The organism is Marinospirillum perlucidum (genome assembly GCF_003336805.1).
Classification (GTDB): domain Bacteria; phylum Pseudomonadota; class Gammaproteobacteria; order Pseudomonadales; family Halomonadaceae; genus Marinospirillum; species Marinospirillum perlucidum.
This window is the reverse complement of record NZ_QFWJ01000005.1, coordinates 55,764-68,908: the sequence shown is the minus strand read 5'-3', so window position 1 is coordinate 68,908 and position 13,145 is coordinate 55,764. Positions and strand designations below refer to the sequence as shown.

At 57.7% G+C, this 13,145-nt stretch carries 14 protein-coding genes; 1 reads left to right on the top strand and 13 read right to left on the bottom strand.

Annotated elements, in window-relative coordinates; all coding sequences use genetic code 11:
* Positions 1 to 23: 23 nt before the first annotated feature.
* Genes gspN through DFK18_RS08360 form a run of 13 tightly spaced genes read right to left on the bottom strand, consistent with a single transcriptional unit; the run spans position 24 to position 12,658 of the window.
* Positions 24 to 848 (bottom strand): type II secretion system protein N, encoded by an 825-nt coding sequence (gspN, locus tag DFK18_RS08420; RefSeq protein ID WP_114417819.1) that lies wholly within the window; start codon positions 846 to 848, stop codon positions 24 to 26.
* Positions 845 to 1,282, bottom strand: coding sequence for a hypothetical protein (locus DFK18_RS08415; protein ID WP_114417818.1), 438 nt, complete (start codon positions 1,280 to 1,282; stop codon positions 845 to 847). Before DFK18_RS08415 ends, gspN begins: the two co-directional genes overlap by 4 nt.
* Positions 1,279 to 2,397, bottom strand: a complete 1,119-nt coding sequence (locus tag DFK18_RS08410) for a type II secretion system protein L (RefSeq protein ID WP_114417817.1) — start codon at positions 2,395 to 2,397, stop codon at positions 1,279 to 1,281. The genes DFK18_RS08415 and DFK18_RS08410 overlap by 4 nt, the downstream gene beginning before the upstream one ends.
* A gap of 25 nt (positions 2,398 to 2,422) precedes the next feature.
* Complete coding sequence (gene gspK / locus DFK18_RS08405) at positions 2,423 to 3,475, bottom strand: type II secretion system minor pseudopilin GspK (protein WP_114417816.1); 1,053 nt, start codon at positions 3,473 to 3,475, stop codon at positions 2,423 to 2,425.
* Entirely contained in the window at positions 3,472 to 4,098 is a 627-nt protein-coding gene (gene gspJ / locus DFK18_RS08400; RefSeq protein WP_162299738.1) for a type II secretion system minor pseudopilin GspJ, read from the bottom strand. Before gspJ ends, gspK begins: the two co-directional genes overlap by 4 nt.
* 1 nt (position 4,099) lies before the next feature.
* On the bottom strand, positions 4,100 to 4,471 hold the full coding sequence (gspI, locus tag DFK18_RS08395) for a type II secretion system minor pseudopilin GspI (protein ID WP_114417814.1): 372 nt from the start codon (positions 4,469 to 4,471) through the stop codon (positions 4,100 to 4,102).
* Positions 4,461 to 4,961 carry a type II secretion system minor pseudopilin GspH gene (gene gspH / locus DFK18_RS08390; RefSeq protein ID WP_114417813.1) on the bottom strand — a complete coding sequence of 167 codons (501 nt, stop codon included), beginning with the start codon at positions 4,959 to 4,961 and terminating at the stop codon, positions 4,461 to 4,463. The genes gspI and gspH overlap by 11 nt, the downstream gene beginning before the upstream one ends.
* Positions 4,962 to 4,972: 11 nt before the next feature.
* Positions 4,973 to 5,404: a type II secretion system major pseudopilin GspG gene (gene gspG / locus DFK18_RS08385; RefSeq protein ID WP_114417812.1), complete on the bottom strand. Its 432-nt coding sequence runs from the start codon at positions 5,402 to 5,404 to the stop codon at positions 4,973 to 4,975.
* 23 nt (positions 5,405 to 5,427) lie between these two features.
* Positions 5,428 to 6,645, bottom strand: a complete 1,218-nt coding sequence (gene gspF, locus DFK18_RS08380) for a type II secretion system inner membrane protein GspF (protein WP_114417811.1) — start codon at positions 6,643 to 6,645, stop codon at positions 5,428 to 5,430.
* A gap of 3 nt (positions 6,646 to 6,648) precedes the next feature.
* Complete coding sequence (gene gspE / locus DFK18_RS08375) at positions 6,649 to 8,064, bottom strand: type II secretion system ATPase GspE (RefSeq protein ID WP_425451593.1); 1,416 nt, start codon at positions 8,062 to 8,064, stop codon at positions 6,649 to 6,651.
* Between the two features lie 50 nt (positions 8,065 to 8,114).
* The gene (gspD, locus tag DFK18_RS08370; RefSeq protein WP_114417810.1) at positions 8,115 to 10,049 is read right to left on the bottom strand and encodes a type II secretion system secretin GspD; all 1,935 of its coding nucleotides are present in this window, start codon (positions 10,047 to 10,049) and stop codon (positions 8,115 to 8,117) included.
* 3 nt (positions 10,050 to 10,052) lie between these two features.
* Positions 10,053 to 10,991 (bottom strand): type II secretion system protein GspC, encoded by a 939-nt coding sequence (gene gspC / locus DFK18_RS08365; protein WP_114417809.1) that lies wholly within the window; start codon positions 10,989 to 10,991, stop codon positions 10,053 to 10,055.
* Positions 10,991 to 12,658, bottom strand: a complete 1,668-nt coding sequence (locus DFK18_RS08360) for a bifunctional UDP-sugar hydrolase/5'-nucleotidase (RefSeq protein WP_114417808.1) — start codon at positions 12,656 to 12,658, stop codon at positions 10,991 to 10,993. Before DFK18_RS08360 ends, gspC begins: the two co-directional genes overlap by 1 nt.
* A gap of 220 nt (positions 12,659 to 12,878) precedes the next feature.
* On the opposite strand from DFK18_RS08360, the gene DFK18_RS08355 reads away from it, so the two are divergent.
* Entirely contained in the window at positions 12,879 to 13,145 is a 267-nt protein-coding gene (locus tag DFK18_RS08355; RefSeq protein WP_114417807.1) for a hypothetical protein, read from the top strand.

Below are 13,145 nucleotides of genomic sequence, written 5' to 3'. Positions count from 1 at the left end.
CCCTGCCATGCGGGGCTGCCAACCTAAAAGCGCCCACTGCCGCGAGCTTCATATTCCTGCCCCGGAGCCAACTCACCCTGATTAATCGTGCGGGTGGGCCGCCATTGCAGCAGTTGCAGGAGGCTGCCCAGTTGCGCCTCCTGTGCCGACTGGGCCGTGGCAGTAAATGACCAGCGGCCCGCCTCTGCCTGACCCTGCAAATGCAACTCATGGGCATCCTGCTTGACCGCAGCCAGTGTCCAGGTCAATTGCTGGGACTGGGGACAACCAGGCTCCAGCCGTACTTCACCCAGATCCACTTGCAAAGGGCTGGCCACACGCACTCGTCCCTGCCACTGGCCTTCCAGCTTCTGACAGGCAAAAACACCCCCTCCCAGGGTGGGAATAAAACGCAGCTGCCCCTCCAGACGGCCCTGTAGAGCCAAAGGCAGGGCTTCTCCACGAAGGACTTCCAGACTACCGGCCTGCAGGGTGACTTGACTGCCCCAGGGCGCGGCTGTTGCTTCCAATACCCAGGGCAGAGGGGTATCACCCAGATGCACACTTAACCGGGGCCAGAAAAGGGCCAGTCGCCACCAGGAAAGCTGCCATTGCACCGAGTCCAGTTGCAGACCGGCCAGGGAAAGCTGGCTGGCCTCCCCTGCCCCCAGGGTTCCGTTAAAAGCCTGGGGAGACAACTGATTCACCAAGTTTTTTTGAGCGGGTGGCACCCAGGAGGCCAGCCAACCCCGTTGAGCCTGCTCCAACAGCCAGGGAACCGGGGCCTGATGAATCCAGGTCACCACAAAAATCCAGGCACAGAGCAAGACAAAAGCTAAGCGCAACAAAATGAACTGAACGACTTTCATAGACTGACAAATTCCACTTTGAGTTGCAGAGGGCTGCCCTGCAGGTCCACAGCCTGCCAATACCACCCCCGTTCCTGGGCCGCTTGAAGAAAGCGTTCCAGTTTGGCCGGCTGCTCGGTCACTGCCTCCAGAATCCAGCGATCCTCCTCGGCCTGGACGCGGATCTGCTGGAGCCCCTGGCTGGCAGCCAGCGCCTGCCAGCGCCGCTCGGACATGGCTACCCTGGGCTGCAAACGCCCCTGAAGACTTTCCAGTCTTTCCACCAGGGCTTGAGTATCCAGGCTAGCAGGCGAGGACGAAGGTCCCGGCTTGAGGACAGAGGCATCCCAGAGCAAATAGACCACCAGCACCAGAATCACCGGCAGCCCCAGCTTCAAAAGGCGCTGCTCCCTGGCTTCCAGTCCTGACCAATAGCTTTTCCAGGCTGCCATCATAAGTTTTTCTCCCAAATAGCCCGTTCCTGATCAAATTGCCAGCGTCCCTCAATTGCACGCAGAGCGACCCGATCCTCGGCTTGTACACCAGCCAGTTCCACCCGAATACCCTCACGGTTGAGTTGCAGACGAGTCACTTCCAGCCCGGGAAAGGCTTGCAGCTCTTCGGCCAGAGTCTGCCAGGCTAGCTGACGGGTCTGTTGCCATTGCTGCTGTGCCTGCAGGGCTTGCACACGAGCCGTCACCTCAGCCTGCAAAGCCTGGGGTTCCAGCTGGCGACCGGTCAGTTGCTGGCTTAATTGCTGTAAACGCTGGCCTGTCGCCTCGGATCCATCCTGCAGACTGCCCAGAATCCACTGCCCCAACAGCAGGCAAACCAGCAGGGCCCAGGGTAGAGCAGTGCGCCCCTGTTTTTTCAGACCTTTGAGTGCCTTCAAGGGGGCCAGCCAGGCACGCCAGGCGGCACTCGGCCAGAGATTGATGCGCGGTGGCAGGTGTTGACCCAGAAAAGGCGTCAGGGCACCACCGGGCAGATCACTCGAAGCCCAGGGCGTCAGGGAGTGCGACCAGGCCATTTGTGCATAGAGGGCTGGCGGCATTTGCAGGACTTGCTGCTCGCGGGCGCAGTAGCGCCAGATCCGGCCTCCTTCACTGATCACCAGATCCTCTTCCGGGCTGGCCTGGGCAAAGGCCAGGGCTTCGGGCAACCAGCGTCCGACTCGCAGATGGCTAGCCTGCATTCTTTCACGCCAGCTCTCAGCCTGTTGCCGATCCAGGGTTGCCACTAGCAGCTGGCGTCCCTGCTTTTTCAGGGGCAGGATTTCCACCTCCTCCAGGCTTTGGCTGAGATGCTCTTCAAGCAGTAAGCTGGCTTCAGCTGGTTTGACACCGGGAGGTAGTTCCACCCAATCCAGGCGCACTCCGCGAGTATCCAGAAGAACCTGGGCCGGTTGGCGATGGCTCATTTCAGCAGCCTCTTCGATACTGAGCCGCCGAGGCGCTGAAGCCTCCGGCAGCCACCAGTAGTCATCGGCCTCGGCATCCACCGCCAGGCGCACGAGTAGCTGCCCGGTCTGTGCCGACTTGTTAAAAGCCAAGGCTTCTATGCCTTGCATCTTGAATCCTCCTTCCAGGCAGCAACTAGTCTTGTGCCGCTGCCTCTTCATCCGGCAATTGATCCTGCAGGGTCACCCGGCCATCAACCGGCCCCCAGCGACGCGCATAAACCTGGGTTTCGGCATCAGGCCCCAGGTAGATATCACTTTCAAACACCATTTCACGCTGATTCAGGTTCATTTCAATACTGACCCGATAGTAATCACTGACAAACATCAGCCGGGCAGCCACTCTTTGCTTCCAGGCCAGGTCCTGGGGCAGAAAGTTCTCGCCCAGGTCGGTCCAGAAGGTTTCCAACTGGTCATAGCCCACTTCCGGCCGCTCATGCCACCAGTCCTCCAAAGCGGCCCTGGGTACCTGACCTTCCATCAGTGCCCACAAAAGCGGCAACTGCTCTTGTGGCAGGGTATTGATATTTAAACGCAAGCCTGTGTCCGGCAGTACACAGAGACCGGCCGGCAAGTGGCGAAAACGCTCACGATTTTCCGGCTGCAGCCAGTTGACTTCACTCAGATCCACCAGTGGCTGGTTGGCAGCTACCCTGGGTGGGTCAGCCAGCAGGTACTGGCCGGTTTCAGCACCAAATTCCAGCGCTTCGTTATTACTGTCGACCCAATCGCGCAACTGGTCCAGAAAAACTTCACGGGACAAATCCTTCAGCCAGCTCGAAGTCTGCTCCAGGTGATTGATATAAAGTCGCCAGGGCAGAAGCTGTTGTAAATCGAAACTGGCTTCCTGGGTTTCCAGTCCGGCCAGATGATTGAGATTGAAACAGCCGCGCAGATCCGTCACGGTCAGGGTTAACAGCCCTTCATCCACCGGATAGGGCACTGGCTCTCCCCGCAGGGTATTCCACCAACGCGGCTGCTCACGGATACGGCTATCCGTCAGTACCTGACGGGCCAGGGTTTCCGCACCCAGCATATAGGCACGCCCCTGTAGCTGACTGCGACGCTGATCCAGGCGCTCGAGATCCTGACGGCTGGCTCCCTGCATCTGGGTCAAAGCCAGGGTGACCACCACCAGAATCATGAGAACAGCCAAGAGCGCCATTCCCTCCTGCCGAGAAGCCTTCATTGACCTGCTCCCGTCGTGGCTGGCCGGGCTCGCCGGACTTCAGGCAGCAGGGTCAGGCGCTGATACTCCCCTTCTTCCCGCGTCAGTTGCAAGCGCACACCGCTTGGCAAACTGCCGGCTACCGGGTCGGGCTGCCAGGCAGGCGGGTAGTAGAAAGCCCAATCCACCGCCATCACCCCGTGCAATTGATCGGCCGCTGTCCAGATCCGCTCCTCCACCGCATCCAAAAGGCCCGAGGTCTCCAGATAGAGGGTTTGACTCTCCTCTTCCCAGCGGACTCGCCAGAGACGCAAGCGGGTCGAATAGTCCTCCAGAGGCAAGGCCCATTGACCGCCACTCACCCAGCTTAGCTCCCGGCTTGCCGGCTTGATTTCCAAACCTCCGTCACCAACCTTTTCCCCGGCCAGATGAATCTGGCGAGGCACCAACTGGCTTAGCTGGCGATCGACACGGGTCAGAAAACTGACCACGCCATCCCGCCCGTTAGCACGCACTTCACTCAATTGATTGCGGGCATCCAGCACCTGGGTCACGACCAGGGTGAGTCCTACGGCCAGGGCTGCCATCAAGGCCAGGGCCACCAGAACTTCAACCAGAGTAAAACCCTTTTGCCCGTCTTGCATGCTATTGCCCCACAAAACCGGAAACCCGCGCCAGCTGGTAGCTGCGCTCATCACTGGCAAAAACGCTGATATCCAGGCGTCTCATCGTGGGCAGCGGTGTTCCCTGTACTTCCAGCAGCCAATAGCAGGTTTGACCGGCATAGGTCTGCTCACCTTCCTCGCGTCCCAGCTCCGGCCAGACATCCTTTTCGATCAGGCGGGCCATCAGTAGGTTGTCGGCACAGAGCTGTGCCAGTGAGCGCTCTTCAGCAGCCAGACGCACATCCACCGCGCGAGTCACCACCTGATTGGCCATACCCGCCAGCAACGCCAGAATAAACAGGGCCACCAGCACCTCGACCAGAGTCATGCCCTCCTGATGACTAGTCTTCATCCGCTGCCTCCCGATCCAGCAATTCCAGCCTGCTGGCGGCAACCTGCAGGCTGCGACGGGCCTCCCCCAACTGCAGCGTCAGGCGGGCTGGCGTCAGGGCACCACTGGGAAAGAAAACCAGACGAGGCTGCTCAAGGTGCTCTGCTGTTGGGTTTTCCGGGCTATCGCTGCCCACCAGGATCAGTCCTTCCGGCCAGCGACGTTGCGGCAAACCGCGACTGGTGTATTTTTCCCAATCTCCCCGAGAGCTACGCCGGGAAAAATAATACCCCTCAGCATCGCTATGCCAGCCCACCAGCCGTGAAGAATTCAAAGCCAGATCCCGGGCAAAGGTAAAATCGGTCAATAACTGCCGCGCCTGGCTGTCAACCTGACTCTGATCATTACGTCCCAGCGTGAGCAGGGTCAGTGAGGCAGTCAAAGCCAGGATAAAAATCACCACCATCATTTCCAGCAGGGTAAAGCCTGCCTGGCGGGACCGAGGCAACATCAAGAGATGACCTAGAGTTCCCAGTTGCCGACATCGGCATTCAGATCTTCGCCGCCTTCACGACCATCCGCCCCCAGGGAGTAGATATCCACGCGGCCGTGTTCTCCCGGTTGACGGTATTGGTAGTCATTGCCCCAGGGATCAGTCGGCAAGCGGCGGATATAGCCATTCTCGCGGTAGTTATCCGGTTGCGGAGCCAGGGTGGGCTTAGTAACCAGTGCATCCAGGCCTTGTTCACTGGTGGGGTAATTGAAGTTATCCAGACGATACATTTCCAGTGCCTGCTCCAGGCTGGCCAGATCGGCCTTGGCTTTTTGCACCATGGCCTTGTCCTGGTTATCCAGAACATTGGGCGCCACGATCGCAACCAGCAGGCCGATAATGACCAGCACCACCATCACTTCCAAGAGGGTGAAACCCTTGTTTTTTTTGACTTGCTGCATTTTTTCTTCCTTCGGTTTACACACTAGAGGTTGAGCACATCATTCAACTGCATAATCGGCAAGAGGATCGCCAGCACGATCGTCAGCACCACGCCCCCCATGAACAGAATCATCAGGGGTTCAAACAAGGCCAGACTGACATCCACTTTTTGTTGAAATTCGCCATCCTGCAAATCAGCGACCCGGGTCAACATCTGATCCAATTCACCACTGGCTTCGCCGCTGGCCACCATATAAACCATCATCGGCGGGAACTCCTCACTGGCTTCCAGTGCGCGGTGCAGGCTCACCCCCTCACGAACCTGATCAATGATGCCTTCCACCTTTTGTTGCATATAGAGATTGCCCAGGGTTTGCCGCGCCACCTTGAGGGCTTCGAGCAGGGGGATACCACTGCCGGTGAGAATGGCAACTGTTCGCGCCAGACGCGCGGTATTCAAAGCCCGCCCCAGCTTGCCTACCAATGGCAGGCTGAGTTGCCTGCGATGCCAGGCCAGACGCAATCGGGGTTTGCTGAGTAAAAAACGCACCAGCAAGAATCCGCCCACAAGCAGGCAGGCCAAGAGCAGCCCCCAGTCTCTCAGGGTATCACTAATCCAGATCAGGGCCCGGGTGATAGCGGGAAGAGTCTGCCCGGCATGATCGAACTGGCTGACAATCCGAGGCACGACAAAGGTCATCAGGGCAATCACGATCCCCAGTGAAACCAGGGTCAACAAGACGGGGTAAACCAGCGCCATACCGGCTTTCTGACGTTGCTTCTGGGTGGTTTCCAGATAATCGGCTAGACGCTGCAGTACCTGATCCAGACGTCCGGCTTTTTCCCCGGCTGCAACCAGGGCGATATAGAGTGATTGGAAGGTTTGCGGCCAGGCTTTCAGGCTATCCGCCAGGCTGTGGCCTTCGCGCACCCGGGTGCGCAGTCCCAGGAGAAGACTGCGTTGCTTGTCGGTTTCCGCCTGCTTGCTCAGGGTTTCCAGAGCGTTTTCCAGGGGCAAACCCGCGGCAACCAGGGTAGCTAGTTGGCGGGTAAACAGGGTTTTCTGATCATGACTCAGATGACCGGCTGCCGACCGGGTAGGGCTCGTCCGCTCGGCTTTGCCGTGACTGATTTCCACCTTGCGGGGAAAGAGTCCACGATCACGCAAGAGCTGACGCGCATGACGTTCACTATCGGCTTCCAGCACCCCCTTCTGGGTTTTGCCTTGACGATCCAACGCCTGATAACGAAAGGAATCCATGCATTAACTCCGGGTCACGCGCAGGACATCTTCCAGGGTGGTTTCTCCCCGGGCGATACGTTCCACCCCGGCAGCCAGCAGGTCCGGCCACTCCTGAAAAACTTCCCGGGCCATTTCAGCCTCAGCCGCCCCCTCGTGAATCTTGTCGGCCAGACTGGCATTAATGGGAACGAGTTCATAAAGACCGATCCGCCCGGAATAGCCAGTCTGCTGACAATGTGGGCAGCCCACGGCATCACGAACCTCTTGCAGCCCTTCAGCAGCCTGACCCAACCAGGCGCGTTCGGAATCCCGCAAGGGTCGAGACTGGCTGCAGTGGTTACAGAGGCGACGCACCAGGCGCTGGGCCATGACTCCCTTGAGACTGGAGGCCAGCAAAAAGGGCTCCACTCCCATGTCACGCAAGCGGGTAATGGCCCCCAGTGCCGAATTGGTATGCAGGGTGGAAAGCACCAGATGCCCGGTCAAACTCGCCTGCACCGCAATGGAGGCTGTTTCCAGGTCACGGATTTCACCGATCATGACCACATCCGGGTCCTGGCGCAGAATGGCTCTCAGCCCCTTGGCAAAGGTCATACCCGCTTTGACATTAACCGAGGTCTGGCCGATACCGGCAATCGCATATTCCACCGGATCTTCCACGGTAAGGATATTACGGCTGGCATCATTGAGTTCATTGAGACTGGCATAGAGACTGGTGGTTTTACCCGACCCGGTTGGCCCGGTTACCAGCAGGATGCCATTGGGCTGTTTGAGCAAATCCCGAAAGGTTTCGCGAACTTTTTCCGGCATGCCCAATTCGGTCAGGCCCATCAAGGCCGCGGTCTTGTCCAGCAGGCGCATGACCACCCTTTCGCCATAGATGGAAGGCAGGGTGGAAACGCGGATATCCACCTCCCGTCCTGCCGTTCTCACGGTAATGCGACCATCCTGGGGATGACGTTTTTCGGCAATATCCAGGCGCGCCATCACCTTGATTCGCGAGACCAGCATGGGAGCCAGCTTGCGCGGTGGTCGCATGACTTCCAGAAGCACACCATCCACCCGAAAGCGGACCAGCAACTCCTGCTCAAAGGTTTCTATATGGATATCTGAAGCAGCCAAACGCAGGGCTTCGGAAAAGAGCCCGTTAATCAGGCGGATAATCGGGGCCTCACCCTCGCTCTCCAGCAGGTCTTCAATGGCGGGCAGTTCTTCCATCAGGCTGTCGAGATTAACCTCTTCCAGCCCTTCGATCAGCTCGGTGGTGGAAGCTCGTCCGGCATCATAGGTACGGGAAAGGCGGCGTTCAAAATCCTCACGAGCGACTCTTTCCAGCGCCAGCGGGTCACCCGCAGTGCGCAAGACTTCCTGGATGCTGGACAAATCTGCCTCCTCATCGACCACCAGCAGATAACGACCGTCAGCCTGGGGTTCCACCAACACCCCAAAGCGCTTGGCAAAGCGGTAAGGCAGCAACTCCACTCGCATCATGGCCTTTCCTGCCGCGCCGGGAAGAGGCTTTGCAGATTGACTTCCTGTTCGTTAAGCCCCTGAGGTTCCCAGGCATCCAGGCGGCGCTGTTCACTATCGCGCAGTAGCTGAGCAGCCCGCATATAGCGGTATTTTTCACTGGAAGCTAGAGCCAGGGCATCGCGGTCATGCAGAATACGTGGCTTGATAAACACCATCAGGTTGCGTTTTTCCCGGCTGACACTACTGGAGCGGAACAATACCCCCAACAGCGGGATATCCCCCAGGAAGGGCACCTTGCTAAAGGTCTCCTGCTCATCCTCGCGAATCAGCCCGCCCAGCACGATGATGTCGTTGTTATCGGCCATCACCGTGGTGCTGATTTCCCGCTTGTTGGTGATAATGTCGCTGGCCCGGGTGGCATCCTCGATATTGGAGACTTCCTGGAGAATCTCCAGACGCACGGAATCCCCGTCATTGATCTGGGGCTTGATCTGCAGGCGTATCCCCACTTCCCGGCGCTGAATGGTCTGAAAGGGGTTGGTGTTGTTGTCCCCGGCGGTGGAGCCGGTAATAAAGGGGACTTCCTGACCGACCAGAATCGAGGCTTCGGCATTATCCAGGGTCAGGATGCTGGGCGTGGAGAGGATATTAAAATCGGTATCCCGCTGGATGGCATTCAAAAGGACGCCAAAACTGATGCCCGAAGAAGACAGCCGCCCCACTCCGCCGGTAATTCCGGTCATGCCAGCCAGGGCTTCAAAAATCGAGGCTCGGTCACCGCTCAAGAGATTGGCACTGGTTTCCCCGCCCAGGGAGGTATTACCGGGAAAACCACCTGCGCCTACGGGGATGGAACCATCCGCAGTATCGGCAAACAACCACTGCACCCCCAGATCGCGGGCGCGGTTTTCGGAAATTTCCACGATAATGGCTTCCACCAGCACCTGGGCACGACGGATATCCAGCTGATCCACCAGCAGGCGCATCTCGCGGATCTGGTCGGGACTGCCAGACACCACCAGGGCATTGGTGGCCTCATGCGCCTGGATTTTCAAAGATGCACTGGTCGAACCTTCTTCGCCACCCGTTGCTGTTTCCTCAGTCAAGCCTCTTAGCAATTCCACCATTTCCGGGGCCGAAGCATGGCGCAGGTAAAACACCTGGGTATTGGCCGAACGCTCGACCGGTTGATCCAGTTCAGCAATGAGATTTTTGACTTCTTCGCGGGTGGCTTCATCCCCACGAATGATCAGCAGGTTCAGGCGGCTATCTGCCAAGAGAGTGGGGGCATTGGCATTGCCCTGACCTTCCCGGCGCAGCAGTTGATTCAAAAGCCCCTGCATTTCCGTGGCAGCCGCATGTTCCAGAAGCACGACTTCCATATCGTCATTACTGGCGGTATCGATGCGTTCCACCAGACGGGTCAGTCTATCCAGGTTACTGCCCCAGTCAGTCAAAATCAGGAGGTTGGAAGGCTCGTAGTGAGTAATCACCCCGATGCGCCGGTCCATCAGTGGCGTGAGAATATTGACCAGCTGGGCGGCACTGGAGTTTTCCACGGTGACCACGCGGGTGGCCATGATATCCAGACCTTCGGACACCGGGTTTTCAGCCGTTTCCGTGGGCAGAGGTTCCAGGCGTGCGGTCTGTTCGGGTACGACCTTGGCCCGGTTTTCATCCAGTTCCACCACGGCATAACCATTAACACGCAACTGGGAAAGGAATACCTGGTAAACCTCTTCGGCCGTCAGTTCTCGCTGGCTACGCACGCTCACGCGGCCACGCACCCGCGGGTCAACCACAAAATTCTGACCGGTAATCCGCCCGACACTTTGAATAAATTCAGTCAGTTCCACATCCCTGAGATTGACGGCGTAGCGTTCCTCTGCACCGGCCCAAATTGGCCAGCAAAGCAGCAGTAACAGCCCGATTATTTTGATTAGTTTCACCGTTTACTCCATTTCCAGACTTAACCGCAACCGCTCACCCTTCCGGAGTAATTCCACCTCCAGGCTGCGAGCCGTTGCCAGTTGACTGTGTAATTGCATCATTTGTGAGGAATCGCTGACCGGATTGCCTTCGACAGCGACCAGCAGATCATTTTCTTCCAGACCCAAAGCCTGGAAAAGATTAGGGTCTGATCCGGGTCTCAGGCGATAGCCCTGGAGTTCTCCTTCCTGCGAATGCGGTACCAGAGTGACGTGTCGCATCAACTGTAGAGGGTCACGCACCAGAGATTCACGAAAATCCGGGCCGAAGGCATCTTCCAAAGGCCGGGTGCCCACGCGTAACTCCCGATCCACTGATTGCGGGGCAGTCTCCGTTCGAGGCGACGACGTTTGCGCTTGGCCAGATACCTCAGGAGCAGCAGTCTGACGGTTGCTGGCAGTGCCTTCGCTGTCTTCCTGATTTAAAAGCTGGGACGGATCCGCCACTTCCTCGGCATTGGTCAGGTTCAGATCCACCTGCTCCAGTTGGCCGTGGCGCCGGAAGACCAGCGCCTGGGGGCGGATATTGACCAGGGTAATCCCCGTTTCCAGGGGGTCACCTTCGGCCAGAGTGAACGTCTGATTTTGATACTTGAGGACCACCAGGGATGCCTCTGCCCGGGATGAATAAAACAATCCCTGAACCTGAACGGCCAGGCGGCTGGGCTGAACCCTTTCTTCCACCTCAGGTGCCGGAGAGGAAGAAGCCAGCCAATGACTGGCCAGGGAATCCGGCCAGATGACCGGCGCTGGCGTGGCGGCTCCTGAAGTGGAGGCCGGTCTAGCCTGGGTAGATGGCTGCGCGTACAGCAAAAGCGTCCAGGTCAAGTGGGCACTCATCCAGGCAACCAGCAACCAGCCACTCAGCTGCAGCAGGGATTTCACAGGCAGCCAGGCAGGCATCAGGAAGGCTCTCCGGAAACCAGCGCTTGCGGATGCCAGCCGGGATGACCTTCAACAAAAGCCAGGCTGGGCTCTTCTTTTTCCGGTAACTGCCAGTTGGCCGGACGTTCACGCAACCAGGATTCCAGTAGCTGCCAAAGCGGAGTGCCTTCCTGCTGATAGTGCTGTGACCAGCCGCTAATGCGCACCTGATCACTGGTACTGGGAGCAGGCCATTGCAATTCGGCAACCCTTTGTCCGGCTGGAGCCTGGTAACGCAGTAAATACTGACCTCCCGTCAAGCGCGGTAGATCTTCACTGGTATGCAGAAACAGTGACGAACCCAGCCATTGGGCTGTGCCCGCTTCCAATCTGGATCGAACCTCTTCGCGACCGGCTTGAACCGAATAGACCGGCGCTTCATAACCAGCGGTCAGGCTGAGCAGGTGTTCACGGGTCAGGGTTTCTCCGGGGGCGACAGCCAGACCGTGACGTAAGCCGGGCGCCAGGGTCATTTGTGCTCCCTGGGTTTTCAGGGCCTCGGCAATCAGCTGGTCCCAGGTTCCAGCCAGAGCATCGCGTCGATAGAGCCAGTCAGGAGCAACAGCCAGAGGTTCTTCCAGCCAGCCAGCAAAGGGTGCTCTCAAGCGGGCAATCTGTTCGGCCACTCCTGAAGCGGCTGGAGCCAGTTGACTCCAGAGCGGATGATAGTCGGCTTCCAGCTGCCAGTGATCGCCAGCTGAGGTCAGACGGATTTCAAAAAAGCCCTGCCCCTGGGAGCCTGCCAGACAGACAGGAATGGGATTGGCGTTCTCTAGACGCGGAGAAACCAGGTCAGGCCAAAGATCCTGTCCACGCGATGACAGGATTAAATCCACGCCTTGCAGGCGCTGAGCCAGCCAGAAATTGGGATTAGTCCCGGCATCGGATAACAAGAGCACCAACTGAGCTTCTTCTCCGGCCTGGTGTACTTGTGACTGGATTTGCGCCAGCCAGGTATTTTCATCCCAGCCTTCGGCCCGAGTATCCGGGTAGGTCACGCCAATCACAGCCAGGCGCATGCCGCCCTTGTCAAAAAAGCTCAGGGGGTGTTCATCGGATAACACCGGGCGCTGGTAGGCCTGATAGAGTTCACTGTAGGTGTCTGGCCAGATTTGCTGCTCTTCACTAGCAATTCTAACCTCGGCTCCCAGCCAGTGGCTGGACAAAGGCCCGTGACGACCAGAAGATACCTGAGCCAGACCGCTGCCATTCCAGCATTGGCCGCCTTCCAGTGTCAGACTGGCCTGGGGGCCAAAAGCTTCCCGACGGGCTTTAAGACCTGCTGCCAAGGCTGCATAGCCGCCCATTTTGCCCAGGCCTAGCCCCTGTTGGCGTGCCCCCCTGGCTGTCAGCCAGGCAGCCGCAGAAGTTTCTGGACTTAATCCCAGCGCATCCAAGCGACTGCTTTCGGTCATGTAGGGAGCCTGGCCCAAAAGATCCATCGGTCCCAGGTGGTTAGCCGGGGGATGGGCTGTAACCGGCAGCCAATGCGCGTGGGTATCGGCGTAAAAAAGAAGCTGTAGCTGCTCACCCGCAGCAGGCAGGTCTTGACGGCGAACCGACTGGCTCGTACAGGCTGATAAACTCGTCGCTGCCAAGCCTGCAACTGAAGCCTGCAAAAAACGTCGACGGGAAAAAGTGGGCATGGACAGGTGTTCCCTCAACTCCAATTCAAAGAAAGAATAGTAACTAAATAAATCCCCAGACAAAACAAGTAATAAAAAAATAAACCCCTGTTTTCAAAAGTATATAGATACCTGTGAGCCAGCTTGTCTATTTTAACAGACAAAAAAGCTTACATTCTGAACTACTCTTTTGCTCTAGCCAGGGATACAATCGAACCAAGGCTTTTAAGAGACAGGCTTTATGATTGATTTTTTCTCTTTGCGTTTAATTGGACTCTTGTGCCTTTTCTGGTTGCTGGCTGGATGTGGCGGTGGATCAGATTCTGGTAGTAATGATAACCTGAATCCGCAAATTGTAACCCTTCAAGGAGCACAAACAGCAGCTCCCAGGGAAATGACCGGGCTTGAAAGGGTCTCGGATGAGACTTGGGATGAAACCGCCGTACGCAAGGTGTTGCATCTGTTTGCCTATGGCAGCCATGCGACTGATGCTCAAATTCAGGCCTGA